Annotated in this window: 20 protein-coding genes and 1 tRNA gene; 16 read left to right on the top strand and 5 right to left on the bottom strand. The window is 73.5% G+C overall.

All coding sequences use genetic code 11. The features are described from left to right. Positions 1 to 125: 125 nt before the first annotated feature. Entirely contained in the window at positions 126 to 995 is an 870-nt protein-coding gene (locus tag OIB37_RS14510) for a spermidine synthase (RefSeq protein WP_330458008.1), read from the bottom strand. Positions 996 to 1,152: 157 nt separating this feature from the next. Beyond that, complete coding sequence (locus OIB37_RS14515) at positions 1,153 to 1,578, bottom strand: hypothetical protein (protein ID WP_330458009.1); 426 nt, start codon at positions 1,576 to 1,578, stop codon at positions 1,153 to 1,155. Positions 1,579 to 1,843: 265 nt separating this feature from the next. On the opposite strand from OIB37_RS14515, the gene OIB37_RS14520 reads away from it, so the two are divergent. Continuing rightward, the gene (locus OIB37_RS14520; RefSeq protein WP_330458010.1) at positions 1,844 to 3,454 is read left to right on the top strand and encodes a hypothetical protein; all 1,611 of its coding nucleotides are present in this window, start codon (positions 1,844 to 1,846) and stop codon (positions 3,452 to 3,454) included. Positions 3,455 to 3,718: 264 nt separating this feature from the next. Here OIB37_RS14520 and OIB37_RS14525 read toward each other — a convergent pair whose 3' ends face one another. Continuing rightward, positions 3,719 to 4,315, bottom strand: coding sequence for a histidine phosphatase family protein (locus OIB37_RS14525; protein ID WP_330458011.1), 597 nt, complete (start codon positions 4,313 to 4,315; stop codon positions 3,719 to 3,721). 219 nt (positions 4,316 to 4,534) lie between these two features. Here OIB37_RS14525 and OIB37_RS14530 point away from each other — a divergent pair, with 219 nt between their 5' ends. The 8 genes from OIB37_RS14530 (at position 4,535) to OIB37_RS14565 (ending at position 11,639) form a co-directional block, all read left to right on the top strand. Further along, entirely contained in the window at positions 4,535 to 5,500 is a 966-nt protein-coding gene (locus OIB37_RS14530) for a phosphatase PAP2 family protein (protein ID WP_330458012.1), read from the top strand. Beyond that, positions 5,397 to 6,608, top strand: coding sequence for a hypothetical protein (locus OIB37_RS14535; protein ID WP_443058151.1), 1,212 nt, complete (start codon positions 5,397 to 5,399; stop codon positions 6,606 to 6,608). Before OIB37_RS14530 ends, OIB37_RS14535 begins: the two co-directional genes overlap by 104 nt. Continuing rightward, positions 6,599 to 6,832: a hypothetical protein gene (locus OIB37_RS14540; RefSeq protein WP_330458013.1), complete on the top strand. Its 234-nt coding sequence runs from the start codon at positions 6,599 to 6,601 to the stop codon at positions 6,830 to 6,832. The genes OIB37_RS14535 and OIB37_RS14540 overlap by 10 nt, the downstream gene beginning before the upstream one ends. Next, the gene (locus OIB37_RS14545; protein ID WP_330458014.1) at positions 6,823 to 8,538 is read left to right on the top strand and encodes a hypothetical protein; all 1,716 of its coding nucleotides are present in this window, start codon (positions 6,823 to 6,825) and stop codon (positions 8,536 to 8,538) included. Before OIB37_RS14540 ends, OIB37_RS14545 begins: the two co-directional genes overlap by 10 nt. Further along, complete coding sequence (locus OIB37_RS14550) at positions 8,535 to 9,872, top strand: AAA domain-containing protein (protein ID WP_330458015.1); 1,338 nt, start codon at positions 8,535 to 8,537, stop codon at positions 9,870 to 9,872. The genes OIB37_RS14545 and OIB37_RS14550 overlap by 4 nt, the downstream gene beginning before the upstream one ends. 288 nt (positions 9,873 to 10,160) lie before the next feature. Beyond that, complete coding sequence (locus OIB37_RS14555; protein WP_330458016.1) at positions 10,161 to 10,532, top strand: hypothetical protein; 372 nt, start codon at positions 10,161 to 10,163, stop codon at positions 10,530 to 10,532. A 443-nt stretch (positions 10,533 to 10,975) separates the two neighbouring features. Further along, positions 10,976 to 11,575, top strand: a complete 600-nt coding sequence (locus OIB37_RS14560; RefSeq protein WP_330458017.1) for a bifunctional DNA primase/polymerase — start codon at positions 10,976 to 10,978, stop codon at positions 11,573 to 11,575. Next, positions 11,566 to 11,639 (top strand) — tRNA-Lys (locus OIB37_RS14565). Before OIB37_RS14560 ends, OIB37_RS14565 begins: the two co-directional genes overlap by 10 nt. Before the next feature lie 163 nt (positions 11,640 to 11,802). Here the strand turns inward: OIB37_RS14565 and OIB37_RS14570 are convergent. Then, a complete protein-coding gene (locus tag OIB37_RS14570) occupies positions 11,803 to 13,104 on the bottom strand; it encodes a M6 family metalloprotease domain-containing protein (RefSeq protein ID WP_330458018.1) in 1,302 nt (433 codons plus the stop codon). A 290-nt stretch (positions 13,105 to 13,394) separates the two neighbouring features. Here OIB37_RS14570 and OIB37_RS14575 point away from each other — a divergent pair, with 290 nt between their 5' ends. After that, complete coding sequence (locus OIB37_RS14575) at positions 13,395 to 15,209, top strand: putative bifunctional diguanylate cyclase/phosphodiesterase (protein WP_330458019.1); 1,815 nt, start codon at positions 13,395 to 13,397, stop codon at positions 15,207 to 15,209. On the opposite strand, the gene OIB37_RS14580 is transcribed toward OIB37_RS14575, so the two are convergent. Then, the gene (locus OIB37_RS14580) at positions 15,188 to 16,276 is read right to left on the bottom strand and encodes an LLM class flavin-dependent oxidoreductase (RefSeq protein ID WP_330458020.1); all 1,089 of its coding nucleotides are present in this window, start codon (positions 16,274 to 16,276) and stop codon (positions 15,188 to 15,190) included. The genes OIB37_RS14575 and OIB37_RS14580 overlap by 22 nt on opposite strands. 385 nt (positions 16,277 to 16,661) lie before the next feature. On the opposite strand from OIB37_RS14580, the gene OIB37_RS14585 reads away from it, so the two are divergent. The 6 genes from OIB37_RS14585 (at position 16,662) to ehuA (ending at position 22,199) form a co-directional block, all read left to right on the top strand. Then, positions 16,662 to 17,618, top strand: a complete 957-nt coding sequence (locus OIB37_RS14585) for a D-2-hydroxyacid dehydrogenase (protein WP_330458021.1) — start codon at positions 16,662 to 16,664, stop codon at positions 17,616 to 17,618. A gap of 16 nt (positions 17,619 to 17,634) precedes the next feature. After that, the gene (locus OIB37_RS14590) at positions 17,635 to 19,032 is read left to right on the top strand and encodes an amidase (RefSeq protein WP_330458022.1); all 1,398 of its coding nucleotides are present in this window, start codon (positions 17,635 to 17,637) and stop codon (positions 19,030 to 19,032) included. A 69-nt stretch (positions 19,033 to 19,101) separates the two neighbouring features. Next, positions 19,102 to 20,031 (top strand): ectoine/hydroxyectoine ABC transporter substrate-binding protein EhuB, encoded by a 930-nt coding sequence (gene ehuB, locus OIB37_RS14595; protein ID WP_330458023.1) that lies wholly within the window; start codon positions 19,102 to 19,104, stop codon positions 20,029 to 20,031. Beyond that, positions 20,028 to 20,765, top strand: a complete 738-nt coding sequence (gene ehuC / locus OIB37_RS14600) for an ectoine/hydroxyectoine ABC transporter permease subunit EhuC (RefSeq protein ID WP_330458024.1) — start codon at positions 20,028 to 20,030, stop codon at positions 20,763 to 20,765. Before ehuB ends, ehuC begins: the two co-directional genes overlap by 4 nt. Further along, the gene (ehuD, locus tag OIB37_RS14605) at positions 20,762 to 21,412 is read left to right on the top strand and encodes an ectoine/hydroxyectoine ABC transporter permease subunit EhuD (protein WP_330458025.1); all 651 of its coding nucleotides are present in this window, start codon (positions 20,762 to 20,764) and stop codon (positions 21,410 to 21,412) included. The genes ehuC and ehuD overlap by 4 nt, the downstream gene beginning before the upstream one ends. After that, positions 21,402 to 22,199 (top strand): ectoine/hydroxyectoine ABC transporter ATP-binding protein EhuA, encoded by a 798-nt coding sequence (ehuA, locus tag OIB37_RS14610; protein ID WP_330458026.1) that lies wholly within the window; start codon positions 21,402 to 21,404, stop codon positions 22,197 to 22,199. Before ehuD ends, ehuA begins: the two co-directional genes overlap by 11 nt. The last annotated feature ends 70 nt before the right edge of the window (positions 22,200 to 22,269 follow it).

Consider the following 22,269-nt stretch of genomic DNA (forward strand, 5'->3'; position numbering starts at 1 on the left):
CGTCCGGTGCGGTGCCTCGGCGTGCGGCCGGATCGTCCTCGTACTGGGCGTACGTGGGCGATTCAGCCGTACGGCGAGGTGCCGTGCCGGGCGTCGCGGACCCACGAAGATCGGGGAGACACCCCCTAGCGGAACACCGAGGGCGGTGGGGCCGGTGAGGCCACTGCCGCCGCGTCCGTGACGGGGGTGGCGCCTCCCGTGAAGTCGGTGAGCGGGCGGCCGTGTTCGACCCGGCCGGGGTGTGGGTCGGAGGCGGCTCGGCGGGTGAGTTCGGCGAGCGGAAGGGGGGCGTCGGAGGCGACCAGGATGGCGTTGCCGAAGCGCTTGCCGCGCAGGACCGCCGCGTCGGCGATCAGCGCGAGTTCCGCGAACCGGGCTGCGGCGGTGGCGATCTGGCCGCGCAGGTGGGCGAGCGGCGGGCCGTCGGCGAGGTTCGCGACGTAGACACCGGACGGCTTCAGGGCCCGGCGGACCTCGTCCAGGAACTCGGTCGAGGTGAGGTGGGCGGGGGTCCGGGCACCGCTGAAGACATCGGCGACGACCAGGTCGGACCAGCCGTCGGGCGTCTTGGCCAGCCCTTCCCGGGCGTCGGCCGAGCGCACCCGTATCCGGGCGGTGGGGTCCAGCGGAAGCTCACGGCGGACGAGTTGGACGAGGGCCGCGTCCCGCTCGACGACCTGCTGGGTGGAGCGGGGGCGGGTCACGGCGACGTACCGGGCCAGGGTGAGGGCGCCGCCGCCGAGGTGCACGGCGTGCACGGGCTTGCCGGACGGGGCGGCGAGGTCGATGACGTGGCCGATGCGGCGCTGGTACTCGAAGGAGAGGTGGGCCGGGTCGTCCAGGTCCACGTGCGACTGGGGCGCGCCGTCGATCAGCAGCGTCCAGGCCCGGGAGCGGTCGGGGTCGGGTATGAGCTGCGCGAGCCCGCCGTCGACCGCTTCCACCACGGCCTCGACGGCGGCCGACCCTCGCCGGTTGTTCCTGGACCTGCCCATCGGACCATTCTCGCAGGCGCCACGGACCCGCGCCGTACGGCGACCGGAGGCCGAAATCCGGAGGTCTGCGGCCGGGAAGCGGGAGGTCTGCGGCCGGGAAGCCGGAGGTCTGAGGCCGAGAAGCCGGAGGTCTGCGGCCTGGCAGGCGGAGGGCGGCTCAGCGGCAGCTGTCCGCCGCCTCGATCATCCGGGCCGCCTCCCCGAGCGCCCGGCGCAGCACCACCGGGTCGGTGGCGAGGTCGGCCTCGCCGGGCGGCACCAGCCAGTCCGAGCCCTCCACCGGAGGCTCCGGGGCGAGCCGGATCCCGCGTCCGTCGGTCTCCGTACAGGTGCTGCCCGGCACGTCCCAGCAGGCCGCCGTCCCCGCCGGGACGAGGAAGCCGAGGGTGTCGCAGCCGTCGTCGTGCAGCACGGGCCCCACCGCCTCCCCCGTGCCGCGGCGCAGGATGTCGACCGCCTCCAGCCCCTGCCGGGTCGGCACCGTCACGAGGTCGCACACCGCGTCACCCGAAGCAGGCGGCGACGTCGGCGCGTACGCCGACACCGCAGCCGTACAAGGATCGTTGCCCTGGCTGGTCTCCATGCCGGCCTCCACCGCGCTGCCCTGTTGCAGTCCATGACGTACAACGTGCGGCGGCGTCAACGGCTACGGCACAAGTCAGCCGCAAAGGATGGCAGTTCATGGCGGATCGTGGATGAGATATCCGTTTTGTAGCCAAACACTGCGTGGCGGGTCCGACACACCAGGTACGTTCTTGCCCGCCGGAACCAGGGTGTCACACGGACAACTCAGCCCAGATCCACCCCGGATCCGGCATGGTTCGACGGTTCGCACGAGAGGACCGGCCATGGCGTCGTCAACGGAGACCTCGTCACAGCCCGACCGGCCACACCGGCCCAACCTCGCCTTCCGGCAGCTGCGCGGGCGGCGCTCACCGGCGGAGTTCGCCGCGCTGGTGCGGCGTGCCGCACGCGAGATCGGCGAGCGGGTGAGCTGTGACGCGCGCTACGTCGGCAGGGTCGAGGCGGGTGAGATCCGCTGCCCGAACTACGCGTACGAGCGGGTGTTCCTGCACATGTTCCCCGGTCGCACGCTCACCGATCTCGGGTTCGCGCCGCGCTCGGCCGTACGCGGACGCGGGGCGCGTACGGCCACGGACGCGCCCCTGGTACCCGCCCCGGGTGAGACGCGGGGCGGCCACCGGCCGTATGACCCGGAGGACCCCCCGGATCATCCGGGCGGTCCGGGCGGTCCGGACCGTTCGGAATGTCCAGACCGTCCGGACCGCCATCCGTACGACTCGCAGGACTCGCAGGACCCGTACCGCTCGGACGAGCCGTACCAGAACGACCACCTGAACCACGAGGAGAGCGACGTGCTGCGTCGCGCATTCATGACCGGCGGAGGCGCCACGGTCGCCGCCGCCACGCTGGGCCCGCTGGGGCTCGCCACGGCCACCCCGGACGCCACGGACGCCCCGCGCACGACGGACGCCCCACGCACGACGGGCACCACGGGCTCCACGGTGGCGGCCCGGCCGCCGCGCCGCGCCGGAACGCCCGAGGTCGCCGCCCTGGAGGAGGCCGTCCGCCGCATCAGAGTGCTCGACGACCGGCACGGCGCGGACGGCCTCTACCAGCGCGCGGCCGCGCCACTGCGCGCCGCCTACGAGCTGCTGGACGCGGGCGCGACCCGGCAGACGACCGCCGACCGGCTGCACTCGGGCGCCGGCGAACTGGCCATCTCCGTGGGCTGGCTGGCCCACGACTCCGGCCGCTTCGACGACGCCCGCTCGCACTACGCGGAGGCGCTGGCCACCGCGCGCATGACCGGTGACGCGGCGGTGGAGGCGCACGCCTTCTGCAACACGGCGTTCCTCGCGCGGGACGCGGGACGCCCCCGGGAGGCGGTACGGGCGGCTCAGGCCGCCCAGCGTGCCGCCCGTCCGCTGGGCTCCCCGCGCCTGATGTCGCTCCTCGCGCTGCGCGAGGCGGGCGGCTGGGCGGGGCTCGCCGACCGTACCGGCTGCGGGCAGGCGCTGGCCCGGGCGCAGGCCTTCTTCCAGCGGGGCCGGACGGAGGCGGATCCCGAGTGGATGAGCTTCTACGGCGAGGCCGAGCTGGAGGGGCTGGAGGCGCAGTGCTGGTCCACGCTGGGCGACTGGCGGCGCGCCTCCCGCCACGCCGGCCGGGCCGCGCACCTCCAGGACCCGCACTTCTCCCGCAACATCGCCCTCTACACCGCCGAGCTGGCCGACGACCTCGCGCGCGACGGGCGCCCCGACGAGGCGGCCGCCGCCGGCCTGCGTGTCCTCGGTCTCCTCGCCCAGGTCCAGTCCTCCCGCATCCAGACCATGCTGGCGGGCACGGCCCGCGTGCTGCTGCCGCACCGGCGGGCGTCGGGGGTCTCGGACTTCCTCGACCGACACGGGGCTCTGCCGAGGGCTGGGCGGGGGTAGGTCTGCGGGCGGGGCCGTCGTGGCTCTGTCGCGCAGTTCCCCGCGCCCTTGGGGCGGCACACGTTCGGTCGGCCGGGTGGTTCGGTGGGGCCGTGTGGGGAGTCGGGTGCGGGTCCGTGGTGGCTGGTCGCGCAGTTCCCCGCGCCCCCGGGTCGGCACACGTTCGGTCGGCCGGGTGGTTCGGTGGGGCCGTGTGGGGAATCGGGTGCGGGTCCGTGGTGGCTGGTCGCGCAGTTCCCCGCGCCCCCAGCCGGGTGGTTCGGGTCAGGCCGTCAGGTGTCCCGTGTCGTTCCAGCTCTCGATCGCCGGTTCGCCGTAGGCCCAGCCCAGCACCGACAGCGAGGTCGGGTTCAGTCGGATCCGCGCCGCGAAGTCCAGCGGCAGGCCCAGCCACCGGGCACCGATGGACCGCAGGATGTGGCCGTGGGCGAAGATCAGGACGTCGCGGTCGGCGGAGCGGGCCCAGGAGACCACCTCGTCCGCGCGGGCGGTGACCTCGGCGAGGCTCTCGCCCCCGGGGACGGCGTCCCGCCAGATCAGCCAGCCGGGCCGCACGGCCTGGATCTCCGCGGGCGTCATGCCCTCGTACGCGCCGTAGTCCCACTCCATCAGCGCGTCCCAGGTCTCCGCCCGCCCACCGAACCCGGCCAGCTCGCACGTCTCACGCGCGCGTACCAGCGGACTGGTCCGCACCTCGGCCGCCGACAGCCCGTCCAGGGGAGCCCGGTGCAGGCGCTCGCCGAGCAGCTTGGCACCCCGGCGGCCCTCCTCCAGCAGCGGTACGTCGGTCCTGCCGGTGTGCTTGCCGGACAGCGACCACTCCGTCTGTCCGTGCCGGGCCAGCAGGATGCGCGGTGCCATGGGTGACCTTCCGAAGGAGAGAACAGGGGAGACCAGAGGCCGGATCCCTCCATCATCGCGCACCCCGGACCGGGGCAACCCGCCGGGCGATCTCCGCGTCTTTGAGTGCTGGAGCCCGTACTCACGGCGATCGGGACACCGTAGGGTGACACGGTCGCCCGGACGGGCGCGCCGCACGGCAGCGGCGGAACGCAACAGCAGAAGGGGGAGGGCGATCGGATGGCGGCGACCGAGACACCGGGCACCGAGGTGACCCCTCGACCCCGGCTGCGCTGGTGGACCGAACTGCCACTGATACTGCTGGTCTACGGCTGCTACTCGGCCGGCCGCCTCCTCGCGCGCGGAAACGTCGGCGGCGCCGTCGACCACGGCCTGGCGATCCTGCGCTTCGAGCAGGCCCTGCACCTCAACGCCGAGCACCCGCTGAACCGTTTGTTCACGCGCGAGCCCTGGCTGGGCGTGCCGGCCGACTTCTGGTACGCCTCGCTGCACTACCTGGTGACGCCCGCGATCCTGGTCTGGCTGTTCAGGACCCGCGCCGCGCACTACAGGGCGGCCCGCACCTGGTTGATGTCGTCCACCTTCCTCGGCCTCATCGGTTTCACCCTGCTGCCCACCTGCCCGCCCCGCCTGCTCTCCGCGGGCCACGGGTTCGTGGACACCATGGCCCACTACAGCGCGTACGGCTGGTGGGGCGGCGAGGCCAGCGCGCCGCGCGGCATGGGCGCCATGACCAACCAGTACGCCGCGATGCCGAGCCTGCACGTCGGCTGGGCGCTGTGGTGCGGGGTCATGCTGTGGCGGCACGGCGGCACGCGCGTGGCGAAGGTCCTCGGCGTCCTGTACCCGCTGCTGACCGCGATCATCGTCATGGGCACCGCCAACCACTACTTCCTGGACGCGGTCGCGGGCGTGGCGGTGATGGGCGCCGGGTTCCTGATCGCGCCGCGTCTGATGCGCGCGGCCGATCTGGTGCGGGCCCGCCTGCAGGCCCGCCCGTACCCCCGTACCCTCGCGGTCACGGCCGTCCCGGACGACGCGGACGCCCCGATTGTCAGTGGCGGATGCCAGACTTCCGCGGGTGAGCGAATTCCACGGCAGCGCGAGTCGCGGCTCGGCGCCGCGGCCGAACCGGACGCCTCCCCCAGCGACGCGGGCGAAGGCGCTCCGACACCGGCTCGCTGAGCTGCGCGGTCCCGACGTACCGGCCAAGGCCCTGGACGCGCGCGCCCTCGCGGCGCTCGCGGCGAACCCGGGGTGCCACAGGCGCGCGATCCTGGACGGCGCCGGAGTGGACAAGGCGGCGCTGGCGAGCGCGCTGGGCGCGCCGTCGGCCTTCGGTCAGTCGCAGTTCGCCCTGACCCGGGGCAACGCGTTCGAGGCACGGGTGAAGGCGGACGGCGGCGCGGAGCTGCTGCGCCTCGCGCACTCCCGGCTGGACCCGGGCGCCGAGCCGCCCGCCTCGGCCGCCGCCGTGCCCGACCTGGGCGCGCCCGGCCCCGAGGGGCGTACGGCCCGTACGGCGCTGGCGTTGCGCGAGGCCGTGGACTCGGGCGGCTGGACGCTGCTGGACCACCCGATGCTGGCCCTGGACGTGGCCGGCTCGCCGGCGTTCCTGGAGCCGGACGCGGTGGTGGTGCATCCGGACGGCGTCTGGACGGTCGTGGAGATCAAGTCGTTCCCGATGCTGGACGGGGCGGCGGACCCGGCGAAGGTGGGCGCGGCCGCCCGGCAGGCCGCGGTGTACGTGCTGGCGCTGGAGCAGGTCGCGGCCCGGCTCGACCCGGCCCCCCAAGTCCGCCACCAGGTGCTGCTGGTGTGCCCGAAGGACTTCTCCAACCTCGCCACCGCCTCCGTGGTCGACGTGCGCAAGCAGCGCGCGGTCACCGCCCGGCAGCTGGCCCGGCTCACCCGGGTCGAGGAGATCGCCGACGACCTGCCCGAGGGCGTCTGCTTCGCGCCGGACCGGCCGGCCGAGGAGCTGACGGCCGCCGTCGGGGCGGTCCCGGCCGCGTACGCGCCGGAGTGCCTGTCGGCCTGCGAACTGGCCTTCCACTGCAGGGAACGCTCCCGCGCGGCCGACGCCGTGACCCGGCTCGGCCGCCCCCTGCGCGCCGAACTGGGCGGCCTGACCACGGTCACCGACGTCCTCGCGGCGGCCCGGGGCGAGAGCGGCGACCCGGACGACCCGGCGGTGGCGGCCCTGCGCCGGGCTGCCGCCCTCCGCGCCGAGGCACTCCGGGTCGTGGCCCCGCGTACCGAGGCCCCCGGGGAGGCGCTGCCGTGCCCCTGACCTCAACCCCGGCCCACCCGAAGCCCGCAGACTGCACCGTCCACCACCCCGCCCACCGGCACCACTGCCACCCCCGCCGCAGCCTCCGCACCCCCGGGGGCCACCGCGGAGGCGCTGCCGTGTCCCTGACGGCCATCTCGCCCACCACCACCGACCAGGCCGGCACCCCCTCGACGGCCACCCCGCGCACCGAGGCTCTCGCGGAGGCGACCCCGTGTCCCTGATCACCACCCTGGCCCGTCTGGAGGCCGTCAGCACCGGCCGGGCCCAGCCCGCCGCGACCGTCCGGCACCGCCATCTGTCCGACCGGCCGCTGGTGTTCGTGCCGCTGACCACCGCCGGTGAGGCCGGTGCCCCGCTCGGCGCGCTGGTCGGCACCGACCGGGACGCCCCGCGTCTGCTGGTGGTGCCGCAGCCCCGTGACCGCGACCTGCGCTTCGCGTTCCTCACCGAACTCGCCGACGTCGTCCTGCCGTACATCGACGCCCACGCCGACGACGTCGAGGCGGCCGAGCGCACCGAGACCGACCCGGAGACGGGCAAGCGGGTCAAGGTCGAGGCCGAGCTGTGCGCGGACGCGCCCCAGCTGGTGGTGCCGAGCCGGGCGGGCCTGGACCTCGTACGGCTGCTCGGCCGGTCCATGCGGTTCCGGCGCACCGCCGAGCAGGACCCGGAGACGCCGTACCCGGCGCCGCCCCGGGTCCCGCTGCTGGGCCGCTGGCTGACCCACTACGGGGAGCGGTCCCGGGTGCCCGGCTCGTCCCTCCTGCTGGCCCTCACCGAGGTGCTGACCCGGCACTGGGCGACCGGCCAGTCCGGTCTGGAGGACCAGCACCTGGGCGCGCTCCTCGCCTGGATCGATCCTCCGGCGGACCCGGGGGACCCCCGGCGGGCGGTGTCCGGCGCCGAGGCCGCCCACCGGGCCGAACTCGCGCGCGACGCCGACGGCCAGCTGCTGTGCCCGCCGGCCGGACCGGCCACCGACCCCGCCTTCGACAACAAGCTGCTGGCCCCGGCGATCGAGCGCTACGACCGCGCGCGTACCGCCCTGGCCGCCGCCGAGGACGCTCTGGAGGCCGACGACCGGCTGGCCGCGCTCACCGCGGCCGAGCGGCACATCCGCGACCTGGTGGAGAGTCGTACGCGGCCCACCTGGGACGCGGTGTGGCGGGGCCTGGACCTGTTGCGGGCGCTGCCGGAGGGCGGGCACGTGGTGGAGCGGTGGACCAGGGACCGCTGGTCGTTCACCGGCCACCGCGACCGGGTCGTGGCCGGCGAGCCCCCTCAGCCGCGCCGCGACGACGCGGTGACGGCGGCGAACAAGCTCGCCACGCGCGAGCGCGAGCAGGCCCGGCTGGAGGCGCAGGAGGCGCTGGACGACCCGCTGGTGATGGCGGGGCGGCGGCTGGCCGGTGAGGCCTTCGCGGGCGAGGTGACCGATGTCGTCATGGCGTACAGCGAGGGCAAGCGGCCGAGCCCGCGCCCGCTGGTGACCGTCCGGACGGACGACCGGCCGCATCTGGCGGAGCGCGCGAAGGTGTACCGCTCGCTGGGCGGCAAGCCGCAGGCGGCGGAGTTCGTGGGCTGGGAGGCGGCCGAGGGCGACGCCCCCGACAGCCCCGACGCCCCCGACAGCCCCGACGGCCCCGACGATCACAGTGGCCACAGCGGTCACAGCAGCAGCGGTCACAGCGGCAGTGGCGGTTCCGTCGTCCTGCGGATCGTGGACAAGATGGGCCGGGGCAAGGAGCCCGCGGCCGGTTCGGTGCCGGAGAAGGGCGACACGCTCTGCTTCACCCTCTTCGAGCACGAGCAGCGCGGCGGGGCGAAGCTGCCCGACCCGGAGGAGACCCCGTGGACGCACGGCGGACCGCCGGGCGAGTCCGTGCCGGAGGCCGCCGACACCATGACCGAGGAGGACGTCCTGTGACGACCGTCGACTTCGACCCCGGGGCCGCGGCGGCACGCGCCACGGACGCGATCCTCCACGACACCCTGCACGGCACCGAGCGGGGCGTGGTGGTCGACTCCCCGCCGGGCGCGGGCAAGTCCACGCTGGTGGTCCGCGCCGCCCTGGAACTGGCCGACGCCGGACGCCCGTTGATGGTCGTGGCGCAGACCAACGCCCAGGTGGACGACCTGGTCCTGCGGCTCGCCGAGAAGAACCCCGACCTGCCGGTGGGCCGGCTGCACAGCAGCGACACCGACGCCTACGACAAGGCACTGGACGAACTCCCGAACGTCCGCCCGTCGGCGAAGGCGGCCGACCTCGGCGGCCTTCCCGTCGTCCTGTCCACGGCCGCGAAGTGGGCGCACGTCACGGTGGACGAGCCGTGGCGGCACGCGATCGTGGACGAGGCCTACCAGATGCGCTCGGACTCCCTGCTGGCCGTGGCCGGGCTGTTCGAGCGGGCACTGTTCGTGGGCGACCCGGGTCAGCTGGACCCGTTCGCGATCGTCGGCAGCGAGCAGTGGGCGGGCCTGTCGTACGACCCGTCGGCCTCCGCCGTGACGACGCTGCTCGCGCACAACCCGGGGCTGCCCCAGCACCGGCTGCCGGTCTCCTGGCGGCTGCCGGCCTCCGCGGCGCCGCTGGTCTCGGACGCCTTCTACCCGTACACCCCGTTCCGCAGCGGCACCGGTCACGGCGACCGCCGGCTGTCCTTCGCCGTCCCCTCGGACGGCACGGGCCCGGACCGGGTGATCGACGAGGCCGCGGAATCCGGCTGGGGCCTGCTGGAGCTGCCCGCCCGGCACACCCCGCGCACCGATCCGGAGGCGATGCGGGCGGTGGCGGCGGTCGTACGGCGCCTGCTGGACCGCGGCGGCGCGTCGGTGTCCGAACGCTCGTCGGACCCCGCTCCGCTCACCGCCGACCGCATCGCCGTCGGCACCGCCCACCGCGACCAGGCGGCGGCGGTGCGCGCGGCGCTGGCGGATCTCGGCGTCGCGGACGTGACGGTCGACACCGCGAACCGCCTCCAGGGCCGCGAGTACGACGTCACGGTCGTCCTCCACCCGCTCTCCGGGCGCCCCGACGCCACCGCCTTCCACCTGGAGACCGGCCGCCTGTGCGTCCTGGCGTCCCGCCACCGCCACGCCTGCATCGTGGTCTGCCGCGCGGGCGTCGGCGACCTCCTGGACGACTACCCGTCCACGGAACCGGTCCAGCTGGGAACGCTGGTGAAGTTTCCCGACGGCTGGGAGGCCAACCACGCGGTGCTGGCACACCTGGCGGAACACCGGGTGAGCTGGCGCCCCTGACCGGGCCGACGGTGCTTCCCCACCCCGCCCCCGGCAACCCCGCCCATCCTCCGGACGGAGTCCGGCACGCCGCCGCAGACGGCCGAAGAACACAGCCCCGACGGCTGGGAGGCCAACCACGCGGTCCTCGCGCACCTGGCGGAACACCGGGTGCCCTGGCGCCCCTGAAAAGGGACCCCCGCGCGGTTCCGGAAGCGCCGGGGTCCTCTTGCGTCCGCGCGAGACAATGGACGGTGGCCCACCTGACGGGAGGCGCCGACCGCAACCGTGCGAGGAGGAGATTAAGACATGGCGGAGCCCACGCCGCGTCGGAACGAACCGCGGCTACGCCCCGCGTCCCTGGTCTTCGAGCCCGTGGAGGCGGCCGCGGATCCGGAGCACTTCTTCGACCTGGAGTCGATCGACGATCCGCGCGCTCTGCTGGCGCGGGCCACGGAGCTGGCCCAGGCGTTCAGCGCGGCGGCCGACCGGGCGATGGAGTTCCAGGCCGTCGCCGCGGCCCAGCTCGCCGACCCGCGCCGCTTCGACCGGCTGACCCCGGCGGACATCGCCGAGCGGGCGGAGTGGACCGAGGACTACGCGAAGAAGATGGTGGAGTTCGGGCGCGACCTGCTGCGCGGAGCCGACGCCGAGGGCCGTACCCCCGTCGATCCGGTCTAGGGCCTTTCTTCCGGATCAGGCCGGCTCCGGTCTGCGGTGCCTTCCGGCCGACCCGAGCGGGGTCTGGTGCGTGCAGCTGCAAGGCGGAGGAGGGAGTCGACGCGGCGCGATGGGGGTCCCTCCCTGCTCGAGCGAAGCCGAGAGCTTGGGGGAGAGTGACGACAACGCCGCTGGGGGTACCCCCTGCTCGCAGAGCTTGGGGGAGTGCGTGCCAGACCCCGCGACCCCGGCAAGATCCGGAAGAGAGGCCCTAGCCCCGGCCAGGTCCGGCGGAGCGGCCCCGGTCCGCCTCTGCCGGACCGCCCTGACCGCCCTGACCGCCCTTGTCCGACCGCCCGCCCGGCATATGCCAGGTGGGCAAGATACTGCCCCCCGCCCCCTCCTGTCCCGGTTTTCCGCAACCCAGGGGAAGCGCGCGCTCACGGCGGGTACATCTTGACGACATGAGCAGCGCACCGAACGTCACCTCCGCCACCGCCGACGGGGCCGCCTGGCTCGCCTCCGCCGGCGCTTTCCCGCGCAGCACGCGCGCCCTGTGGGAGGAGTGTCCGGACGCTCCGGTCGTGCTGCCCTGCGGCACCGTCTTCGACGTGGTGAACGCCCCGGCGGTCTTCGGCCGCCGGATGCTGGACCGGCTGTGGGAAGAGGGGCCGGGCGCCGGACCGGTCGCGGTCCACCGGGGCCGCATGCTGCTGTTCGCCGCACCGGGCACCGCCCAGCGCCTGCCCTCGCTGCTGACCTGGGAGGAGTGGGGGGCGGCCGGCAGCCGTACGGAGGCCGTACCGCCGCTGCTGTGCCACGGCACCGGAGACGCGGTGACGGTCCCCGCACCCTGCGGCGACGGCTCCCCCGGCTCCACCCCTGGCCCCACTCCCGGGGGCTCCCGCTGGCTGGTCGCCCCCGACACCCGGCACCCGTGGCTGCCCGGCCCCGAGGTGCTGCTGTGGGCGGCGGTACGGGCGGCCCGCTCGTGGACGCGGATATCGATTTTTCCTCCCGCCGATCAGGATGCTAATGTCTACGACGTCAGCAGGCGCCGCTAGCTCAGTTGGTTAGAGCAGCTGACTCTTAATCAGCGGGTCCGGGGTTCGAGTCCCTGGCGGCGCACGCGAGGGAACGGCCGACAGGTTTCGCAAGAAACTTGTCGGCCGTTCTCGTATGCCTGGACACTCACCCGGCGGTGCGGCCCGCTCCCACCCGGACAGCCCCCTCACAGCCCGGCAACTCAGCCTCAGCCCGGCAGCTCGGCTCGGCAGCTCAGCCCGGCAGCTCAGCCCGGCAGCTCCGGCGTGATCTTCACCGTCCACGCTCCCGACGCCGTACGCCCCTCCGCCTCCACCTTCACCCCGTCCTGCGGCACCGTGAAGCTCTCCCCGAGGGCGAGCGGGGCATCGGCCAGGGGCGGGTAGACGGAGTTCTCCCAGCAGGCCTGGGAGCGCGGATGGGCGTCCACCACCTGGACCGAGCCGGCACCGGACTCGACATCGCCGCGGACGCGGTAGACCAGGATGCCCTGCCGGCAGGCCGTGCGGTCGTTGCCCGCCGAGCCGCGCGCCTCGACGGCCAGGGCGCTGTCCGGGCCGGTGCGCACGACCGCCAGTTTGGTGCCGCCGCCGAGGCCGAACGCCGGGGCGCCGGCCGCGCTCCGCACCGGGACACCGGGCCCGGCGGCCAGCGGCTCCAGGGTCAGCCGGGTCGCCGACGTCCCCCGCACGCACGCCACCTGGCGCGGATCCAGCCAGCCCAGCTTCCACTTGTGCCAGGCGAACAGGTCCGGGGAGAGACCGAACTGGCTGCCCATCAGGTCCCAGTCGCCGACGTAGGTGTCCCAGTCGCCCTCACCGTCCGTGGGTCGGTGGTAGAGGTCGGGGAGGTCGAAGACATGACCGGTCTCGTGGGCCAGGACCAGCCGGTCGGGCGGGTGCCTCTCGAAGACGGTGACGACCCGGCGGACGTCGGTGCCGTCCAGACGCTCGGGGGTGTCGAGGTTGACGACCTTCGTCGCGTCGGAGTCCACGCCGGGCGCGTCCGGGTCGGCGACGAGGTAGACGACACCGAAGCGCGAGAAGTCGACCTGCCGGTCGGCCGCGGCGAAGGCGTCGCGCAGGTAGGCGGCGCGGTCGGTCTCGCTCCAGTCCCGCTTCATGGCGTACGCCGTGGACGGCTTCGGCATGCGCAGCCAGCGCTTCAGCGGATGCGGGCGCAGGGTGAACCTGCCGTAGGAGGCCTGCTGGAAGAAGCGGCTGGTGGCCGGGAAGTGGTCGGCGGTCAGCTCGTCGGGGGTGGTGTGCGGGGTGGCGTCCGGGAAGGACAGGAAGATCAGGACGGCGTCGAGCGAACCGACCGGGCGGGTGTAGGCGGGGTTCCAGGCGTCCACGCCCTCGGAGTGGTGGGCCTCGGTGCGGTGCAGCGCGCAGGCGGTCGTCGAGAAGGGCTCGGCGGCCGACGGGCCGGTGAGGATCGAGGTCGCGGCGAGCGCCGACATCGTGGTGGCCACGGCGGCGGTGCTGCGCAGCTTGGGCACGGAAATGACCTCCGGATGCGGTTCGTGGAACGCCGAAGGGCGCAGCATCCAGATTGTGGTTATTTCCGATGTTATGCACTGTTCATCTGAACCAGAAGGGTGAGTACGCCCGTTTGCGCGCACGCGCCACACCTGCGGACGACACCCCGAATCACTCACGGAACGTCACAAGTGGTCGTGGGCTTGAAGAACCGGTCCAGGTGCGGGCAGAAACGATCTGTCAGAACGGTGGGGCGATCCGGGACACTGGTGAGTGGCTGGAAGGGCTCGGGGCCAGCCTCTATGATCGGCACACTTTCCGGCACGGACAGAGATCGAGTGCACTGCGGGAGCGAGCGGTGAGCGGAACGTCCGAAGGGCCGACGCCCGCGGCAGACCTCGACCGGTCAGCCGTAACAGACAGTGACCCTACCCCCTACCATCGTGTCTTCGCGGCCGCCCCGCTCGCCATGGCCGTCGTGAACGCCGAGGGACTCGTCGTCAGCGCCAACGCCGCCTTCGGCGAGCTGCTCGGCGCCGCCCCCGAGGCACTGACCGGCAGGCCTGCGGCCGATCTGGTCGACCTGGCCGCCGACACCCGTACCCGGCACGCCTACCGGGAGGTGCTGGGCGGCCGGCAGGCGAGGCTGCGCTGCACCCGGCGCCTGAAGCACCGCGACGGCACCTCGGTGTGGGCGCAGGTCACCGTCGCGCCGCTGGCCGACGGCGCTCCGGGCGTGCTGCTGTCGGTCACCGACGTCAGCGCGCACCGCGAACTCCAGGCGCGCCTCAGGCACTTGCAGATGCACGACCCGGTGACCCGGCTGCCCAACCGCACCCTGTTCTTCGAACGCCTGTCGGCCGCGCTGGAGGCGGAGTCGTACGAACAGGGCGGCACCGGACGGATCGGCCTGTGCTATCTGGACCTCGACGGCTTCAAGGCCGTCAACGACACGCTCGGCCACCGCGTCGGCGACCGGCTGCTCGCGGCCGTCGCCCAGCGGCTGACCCGGGTCGCCGACGAGGCCGGGTACGCCCGCAACGGCACCCCGCTGGTGGCCCGGCTCGGCGGGGACGAGTTCGCCCTGCTGGTGGAGGACTCCACCGGCACCGACCAGCTCTCCGACCTGGCCGGCTGCGCGCTCAGGGCCCTGGAGGAGCCGTTCGACCTGGCCGGGCAGCGCCTGTCACTGACCGCGTCCATCGGCGTCGTCGAACGGCACGCGGCCGGTACGACCGCCACCGGCCTGATGCAGGCGGCCGACACGACGCTGTACTGGGCGAAGGCGGACGGCAAGGCCCGCTGGACCCTGTTCGACCCGGAGCGCAACGCGCACCGCATGACCCGTCAGGCCCTCTCCTCCACCCTGCGCCCCGCCATCGAGCGCGGCGAGTTCGCCCTCGAGTACCAGCCGTTGGTCGGTATGGAGGACGGCAGGCTGAGCGGGGTGGAGGCGCTGGTGCGCTGGCATCACCCGCAGTTCGGCACGCTGACGCCGAATCGGTTCATCGGACTGGCCGAGGAGGACGGCTCCATCGTGCAGCTCGGCCGCTGGGCGCTGTCCACCGCGTGCCGTCAGGCCCGCCGCTGGCAGCTCGACCACCCGGGCGAGCCGCCCATCTTCGTCAGCGTCAACGTGGCCGTACGCCAGGTGTGGGACTCCGACCTGGTGGCGGACGTCGACCGGATCCTCGGCGAGAGCGGCCTCGCCCCGCACCTGCTCCAGCTGGAGCTGACCGAGTCGGCCGTGATGGGCTCGGCCGGCCGCCCGCTCCAGGCCCTGCAGGCCCTGAGCGACATGGGCGTGCGCATCGCCATCGACGACTTCGGCACCGGCTACTCGAACCTGGCCTACCTCAGCCGGCTGCCGGTGTCGGTCCTGAAGCTGGACGGGTCCTTCGTGCGCGGCTTCCAGTACGAGGAGCACCAGGAAACGGCCACGGGGACCCCGCCCAACCCGGCCGACGAGGTCATCGTGGAGGCGATGATCCAGCTGGCGCACCGCCTCGGGCTGACCGTCACCGCCGAGTGCGTGGAGACCTCGGCGCAGGCCACACGGCTGCGCCGGATCGGCTGCGACACCGGACAGGGCTGGCTGTACTCCCGTCCGGTGCCGCCGGACCGCATCTCCGAGCTGCTGGGCGTGCAGACCTACGCGGTCGGCAAACCGTAGGCGTCCGCGATCAGTTCGTAGGAGCGCAGCCGCAGTGCGCCGCGGTGGGCGTGTGAGGTGAGCATCAACTCGTCGGCCCCGGTGCGCTTCTGCAGGCCGTCCAGGCCGGAACGGACCTCGTCCGCCGTGCCGTGCACGACGTTCGCGGTCCAGGAGGACACGAACTCCTCCTCCATGGAGCTGAATTCGTAACGCTCCACCTCCGCCGGGTCGGGGAAGAGACCCGGGCGGCCCATGCGCAGCCGGAGCATGTTCAGCGCGGCCGCCCGCACCTGCCGGCGGGCCTCGGCCGCCTCGTCCGTGGCGAGGGCCGCGACACCGATGAGGGCGTACGGCCGGTCGAGCACCGCGGAGGGCCGGAACGTCTGCCGGTACAGGTCCAGGGCCGGAACGGTGTTCTGCGCGGAGAAGTGGTGCGCGAAGGCGAAGGGCAGTCCGAGCAGGCCGGCCAGGCGGGCGCTGAAGCCGGAGGATCCGAGCAGCCAGATCGGCGGGCGGTGCGGGGACTGGACGCCGCCCGGGGTGGTGCCCTGCACCGGGCCCGGGATGGCGTGGATCCGGCCGTAGGGGTGCCCGTCGGGGAAGTCGTCGTCCAGGAACCGGGTCAGCTCGGCCAGTTGCTCCGGGAAGTCGTCGGCGCCCTCGTTCAGGGTGTCGCTGCGGCGCAGCGCGGCGGCCGTGGCCCCGTCCGTGCCGGGGGCCCGCCCGAGGCCCAGGTCGATCCGCCCGGGCGCCATGGCCTCCAGCGTGCCGAACTGCTCGGCGATCACCAGCGGGGCGTGGTTGGGCAGCATGACGCCGCCCGAGCCGAGCCGGATGCGGTCGGTGTGGGCGGCGAGGTGGCCGAGGATCACGGCGGGCGAGGAGGAGGCGACACCCGGCATGGAGTGGTGCTCGGCGACCCAGTACCGGTGGAATCCGCGCGCCTCGGCGGACCGCGCGATCTCCACGCTCGTCCGCAGGGCCTCGGTGGCCGTGCTCCCCGCACCGACGGTGACCAGGTCCAGTACGGAAAGGGGTACGGGTGCGGTGCCGAGCGTCGCCCCGCGGATCTCGTCTGCCGACACGGTGCGTGCCTCCTGTTTCTTGCCTGAGCAGTCCTGCCCGGCATCAACGGAAGGGTGCCTCCGGTTATTCCCGCGGCTCCTGACGGAAGACACGCGGCCGGGGTGCGCGGTTCCTGACGGAAGACACGCGGCCGGGGCACGCGGCTCCTGACCGGAGGCGCACGTCCGGGGCACGCGGTTCCTGACCGGAGGCACGCGGCCGGGACGGCGGGGCGGGACGGGCGGCAGGGCGGGGCCGGACCGGGACCGTCGGCATCGGGCCGGGCGGTGCTGTTGACGGTCGTGGGTGGGGGTGCGAGCGTGGTCGATCCGCGCATGTCGGATGCCCTGTGTGCCTCCGCCCTGGAGGACCTGTGCGCCTCTGTCCGGGAGGAACGGCCCACCGATGCCCATCCCGACCCGCCCCACCCTGCTCGTGCTGGACGCCGACCCGCCGCCCCGGCTCGGCCGCCTCACCGGTCGCGCCCGGATCCTGTACACCGACGCGGCCGGCCTGGCCGAGCGGCTGCCGGGGGCGGACGTGCTGCTGGTGTGGGACTTCACCTCCCCCGCCGTGCGAGAGGCCTGGCCGGGGGGCGGCCCGCGGCCGCGCTGGGTGCACACGGCGAGCGCCGGCGTGGACCATCTGATGTGCCCGGAACTGGCCGCGTCCGCGACGGTGGTGACCAACGCGCGCGGGATCTTCGACCAGCCGGTCGCCGAATACGTCGCCGCGCTGGTGCTGGCCATCGCCAAGGACCTGCCGCGCACGCTGGAACTGCAGCGGACGCGAACGTGGCGGCACCGGGAGTCGCGGCGGGTGGCCGGTACGCGTGCGTGCGTCGTCGGATCGGGCCCGATCGGGCGCGCGATCGCGCACACGCTGAAGGCCCTGGGGGTGACGACGGCGCTGGTGGGACGCGTGCCGCGGACCGGCATCCACGGTCCGGCCGACCTGGACCGGCTGATCTCCCGCGCGGACTGGGTGATCGCCGCCGCGCCGCTGACCGAGCAGACGTACGGCATGTTCGACGCCCACCGGTTCGGGGTGATGCAGCCCTCGGCGGTGTTCGTCAACGTCGGCCGCGGACAGCTGGTCGACGAGGACGCCCTGGCCGAGGCGCTGCGCAGACGCTGGATCGCGGGCGCGGCCCTGGACGTGTTCGCCGCCGAACCCCTCCCCGCGGACAGCCCGTTGTGGGGGTTTCCGGGGCTGGTCGTCTCCCCGCACATGAGCGGCGACACGGCCGGCTGGCGGGACGAACTGGGCGCGCAGTTCGTGGAGTTGTACGAGCGCTGGGCGGCGGGCAGATCTCTGGTGAACGTGGTCGACAAGAAGCGCGGCTACGTACCGGGCCATTGACCCACCGGGAGGGTGCATGCAGCTCACCGACCTCACCGCCGTACAGCTCCTCGACGGCTACCGCAAGGGCGAGTTCAGTCCCGTCGAGGCGACGGCACAGGTGCTGGAGCGGGCGCGCCGGATCCAGCCGGAGGTCAACGCGTTCGCGCGCCTCCTGGAGGAGGAGGCGGCGGCGCGGGCACGGGAGTCGGAGGAGCGCTGGCGGCGGGGCGAGCCGGCCGGGCTGCTGGACGGGGTGCCGGTGACGGTGAAGGACCTGCTGCCGCTGCGCGGCCATCCGACCCTGCGCGGCTCCAAAACCGTTCCGGTACAGGGACGTTGGGACGAGGACGCCCCCTCGGTCGCGCGCCTGCGTGAGCACGGGGCGGTGTTCGTCGGCAAGACCACGACACCCGAGTTCGGCTGGAAGGGCGTGACGGACTCCGCGCTGTCCGGGATCACCCGCAACCCGCACGACCCGTCCCGCACGGCGGGCGGTTCCAGCGGCGGCAGCGCCGCGGCCGTCGCCCTCGGCGCGGGTCCGCTGTCGCTGGGCACGGACGGCGGCGGCAGCATCCGCATCCCGGCCGCGTTCTGCGGGATCTTCGGGCTGAAGCCGACGTACGGCAGGGTGCCCCTGTATCCGGCGAGCGCGTTCGGCTCGCTCTCGCACGTCGGCCCGATGACGAGGGACGCGGCGGACGCGGCGCTGATGCTGGACGTCATCTCCGGCCCCGACCCGCGCGACTGGTCGGCGCTGCCCCCGGCGCCGGAGTCGTTCCGGGCCGGGCTGGACAAGGGGGTGCGCGGACTGCGGGTGGCGTACTCGCCCTCGCTGGGCGGGCAGGTGGCCGTCCGCCCGGCGGTCGCGGCGGCCGTACGGCAGGCGGTGGCCGCACTCGCGGACCTCGGCGCCTACGTCGAGGAGACCGACCCGGACTTCAGCGATCCGGTGGCGGCCTTCCACACCCTGTGGTCCGCCGGCGCCGCCCGTCTCACCCAGCATCTCCCCGCGCACCGGCGGCAGTTGCTCGATCCCGGGCTGCGGGAGATGTGCGCGAGGGGTTCCCGGTCGAGCGCGCTGGACCATCTGGCCGCGGTGGAGGTGCGCGCGGACCTCGGCCGCCGGATGGGCCGCTTCCACGAGCGCTACGACCTCCTGGTCACGCCCACCCTGCCGATCACGGCGTTCGAGGCGGGCGAGGAGGTGCCGGCGGGCTCCGGGCTGCGCCGCTGGACCGGGTGGACGCCGTTCACCTACCCCTTCAACATGACCCGGCAGCCCGCCGCGTCCGTCCCGGTCGGCACGGACGGCAGCGACGGCGGAGGCCTGCCGGTCGGTCTGCAGATCGTGGCCGCCCGGCACCGCGACGACCTGGTGCTGCGGGCCGCCCACGCCCTGTACGACGCCGGCCTCACCCTCCACGAGAGCTGACCCCGCGCCCTCGAACAGCCCGGAGAACCGTGGTGCATAGGACGCCTGCGCCGGGGTAGCCGCGCCGCCATGGCTCCACCACTTGGGAACGGCACACCCCCGCCGCGGCGGCCGGGAGACAGACACAGCAGGCGTTCGGTCCTCGCCGGCGCCACGGCGCTCGGCGCGTGGGGGGCGCTGGGGACCACGGGCTGTACGCGCGTGGCCTCGGCGTCCGGCGCGAACGGCGGCGACCTCCTCGGCCGGCTGCGCGCGCAGGGTGTCGTACGGCTCGGGATCGCCGGCGAGATCCCCTTCGGCTACATCGACAGGGACGGCCGTCTCACCGGCGAGGCACCCGAGTTGGCGAAGGCGGTGTTCGGACGGCTCGGGGTGCACCGGGTGCAGCCGGTGCCGACCGAGTTCGGCTCGCTCATCCCCGGGCTCAACTCCCAGCAGTTCGACGTCGTGGCCGCCGGGATGTACGTCAACCCCGAGCGCTGCGCACAGGTGATCTTCGCCGATCCCGACTACCAGATGCTGGACTCGTTCGCCGTCCGCAAGGGCAACCCGAAGGGGCTGCACTCCTACGAGGACGTGGTGGCGAAGAAGGCACGGTTCGCCACCGGGACCGGATACGCCCAGATCCAGCACGCGGTGGAGGCCGGGTACGAGGAGAGCGACATCCTGGTCGTCCCGGACCAGGTCGCCGGACTGAACGCGGTGGAGGCCGGGCGGGTCGACGTGTTCGCCGGTACGGCCGTCACCGTCCGCGAGGTGGTGAGGAAGTCCGCCAAGGCCGAGGCCATCAAGCCCTTCGCACCTCTCGTCAAGGGTGAACCGCGTGTGGACGGGGGCGCGTTCGCGTTCCGTTCGGCCGAGACACGGCTGCGGGACGCCTTCAACGCCGAACTGCGCGGGCTCAGGAAGAGCGGCGAACTACTCAGGATCCTGCGGCCCTTCGGCTTCACCAGGGCCGAGATGACGGACCTCACCGCGAAGGAGCTGTGCGGCGGATGACCCCAGGGCTCTGGAAACTCGTACTGGAAGGCGTCTGGACCACCCTTCAACTGCTGGTGTTCGGCGCGCTGCTGGCCACGGCGGTGTCCTTCGCCGTCGGTGTCGCGTGCACCCACCGAAGCAGGCTCGTGCGCTTCGCCGCCGGCTGCTACACCGAGGTGTTCCGCGGCACCTCGGCGCTGGTGATGATCTTCTGGGTGTTCTTCGTACTGCCGGTCGCCTTCGGCTGGCAGCTGGTGCCGCTGTGGGCGGGCACGCTGGCGCTCGGGCTGACGTACGGCGCGTACGGCTCGGAGATCGTGCGCGGCGCGCTGAACGCGGTCGATCCGGCGCAGCGGGAGGGCGGCATCGCGCTGAGCCTCACGCCCGCCCAGCGGATGCGGCTGATCGTGCTGCCGCAGGCGGTGCCGGAGATGATCCCGTCCTTCTGCAACCTGCTGGTCGAACTCCTCAAGGGCACCGCGCTGGTGTCCGTCATGGGCATGGGCGACCTGACGTTCAGCGCCAACCTGGTGCGGCTGGCGTTGCAGCAGAGCGCGGAGATCTACGGCTACGTCCTGCTGATCTACTTCGTGATCGCCTTCACGCTGACCCGGCTGATGCGCTCGCTGGAGAAGCGGCTGAAGGCCTCGGTGGGCCGGGACGCCGGCACGGAGTCGGCGGCACGGGAACTCAAGCGGGCGCGGACGACCGGTGTCGGGGCCGGCGTGGCCAGTGGGGACGGTGTCGCATGAGGTGGGACTGGAACGCGGTCGGTGATTTCCTGCCCGACCTCTGGAAGGGCCTGCTCGTCACCCTCCAGGCCGTGGCCCTCGGCTCGCTGCTGTCCTTCGGCCTCGGGCTGGTGTGGGCGCTGCTGACGCGAGCGCCGACCCGGTGGGTGCGCTGGCCGGTCGAGGCCGTCACGGAGTTCGTGCGCGACACCCCGCTGCTGGTGCAGCTGTTCTTCCTCTTCTACGTGCTGCCCGAGTGGGGCCTGACGTTCTCGGCACTGGCCACCGGCGTGTTCGCGCTCGGGCTGCACTACTCGACGTACACCATGCAGGTCTACCGGGCCGGCATCGAGGCGGTGCCGGCGGGCCAGTGGGAGGCGGCGACGGCGCTGAACCTGCCCCGGCACCGGATCTGGACCGCGGTGATCCTGCCGCAGGCGATCCGCCGGGTGGTCCCCGCGCTCGGCAACTACGTGATCGCCATGCTCAAGGACACGCCGATGCTCATGGTGATCACCGTCCTGGAGATGCTCGGCCGGGCCCGGCTCTTCTCCCAGGCGCACTTCCAGTTCACCGAGCCGGTCACCGTGATCGGCGTGGCCTTCATCCTCATCTCCTACCTGGCCTCCCTTGTCCTGCGAGCCCTGGAGCGACGCCTTGTCCGCTGACACGCCTGTGAAGAAGGAACCCGCCGCGAGCGCGGAGCCGGCCGCGGCCGGCGGTGAGCTGATCCGCCTGGAAGGGGTGACCAAGCGCTTCGGATCGAACACCGTGCTGGACCGGCTGGACTTCTCCGTGCAGCCCGGCAGGCACGTGACCCTGATCGGACCCTCCGGCTCCGGCAAGACCACGATCCTGCGGCTGCTGATGACCCTCACCAAGCCGGACGAGGGCACGATCACCGTGGACGGGGAGCACCTGTTCCCGGCGCCGGAGAAGCAGGTCCGCGAGGTCCGCAAGAAGATCGGGATGGTGTTCCAGCAGTTCAACCTGTTCCCGAACATGTCCGTGCTGCGCAACATCACCGAGGCGCCGGTGCAGGTGCTCGGCATGTCCAGGGACGAGGCCGAGGCGCGGGCGCGGGAGCTGCTGGACCTGGTGGGGCTCGCCGACAAGTGCGACGCGCGGCCCACCCGGCTCTCCGGTGGCCAGCAGCAGCGGGTGGCGATCGCCCGCGCGCTGGCGATGCGCCCGCGTGTGCTGCTGCTGGACGAGGTGACCTCCGCGCTCGACCCCGAGCTGGTGGCGGGCGTCCTCGACCTGCTCAGGGACATCGCACGCAGCACCGACATCACGATGCTGTGCGTGACCCACGAGATGGGTTTCGCCCGCGACATCTCGGATCAGGTGCTGATGTTCGACTCCGGGCGGGTCATCGAGGCGGGCCCGCCGGAGCAGATCTTCGGCGATCCGGAGCGGGATCGTACGCGGGAATTCCTCAGCGCGGTCCTGTGACTACGGGCTGTCAGGCGGGAAGAGCCGAGGTCCACACGCTGGGTCGTGACTGTGGCATATGCCAGAGGGT

Origin of the sequence: Streptomyces sp. NBC_00820 (assembly GCF_036347055.1) — a bacterium.
Lineage (GTDB): Bacteria > Actinomycetota > Actinomycetes > Streptomycetales > Streptomycetaceae > Streptomyces.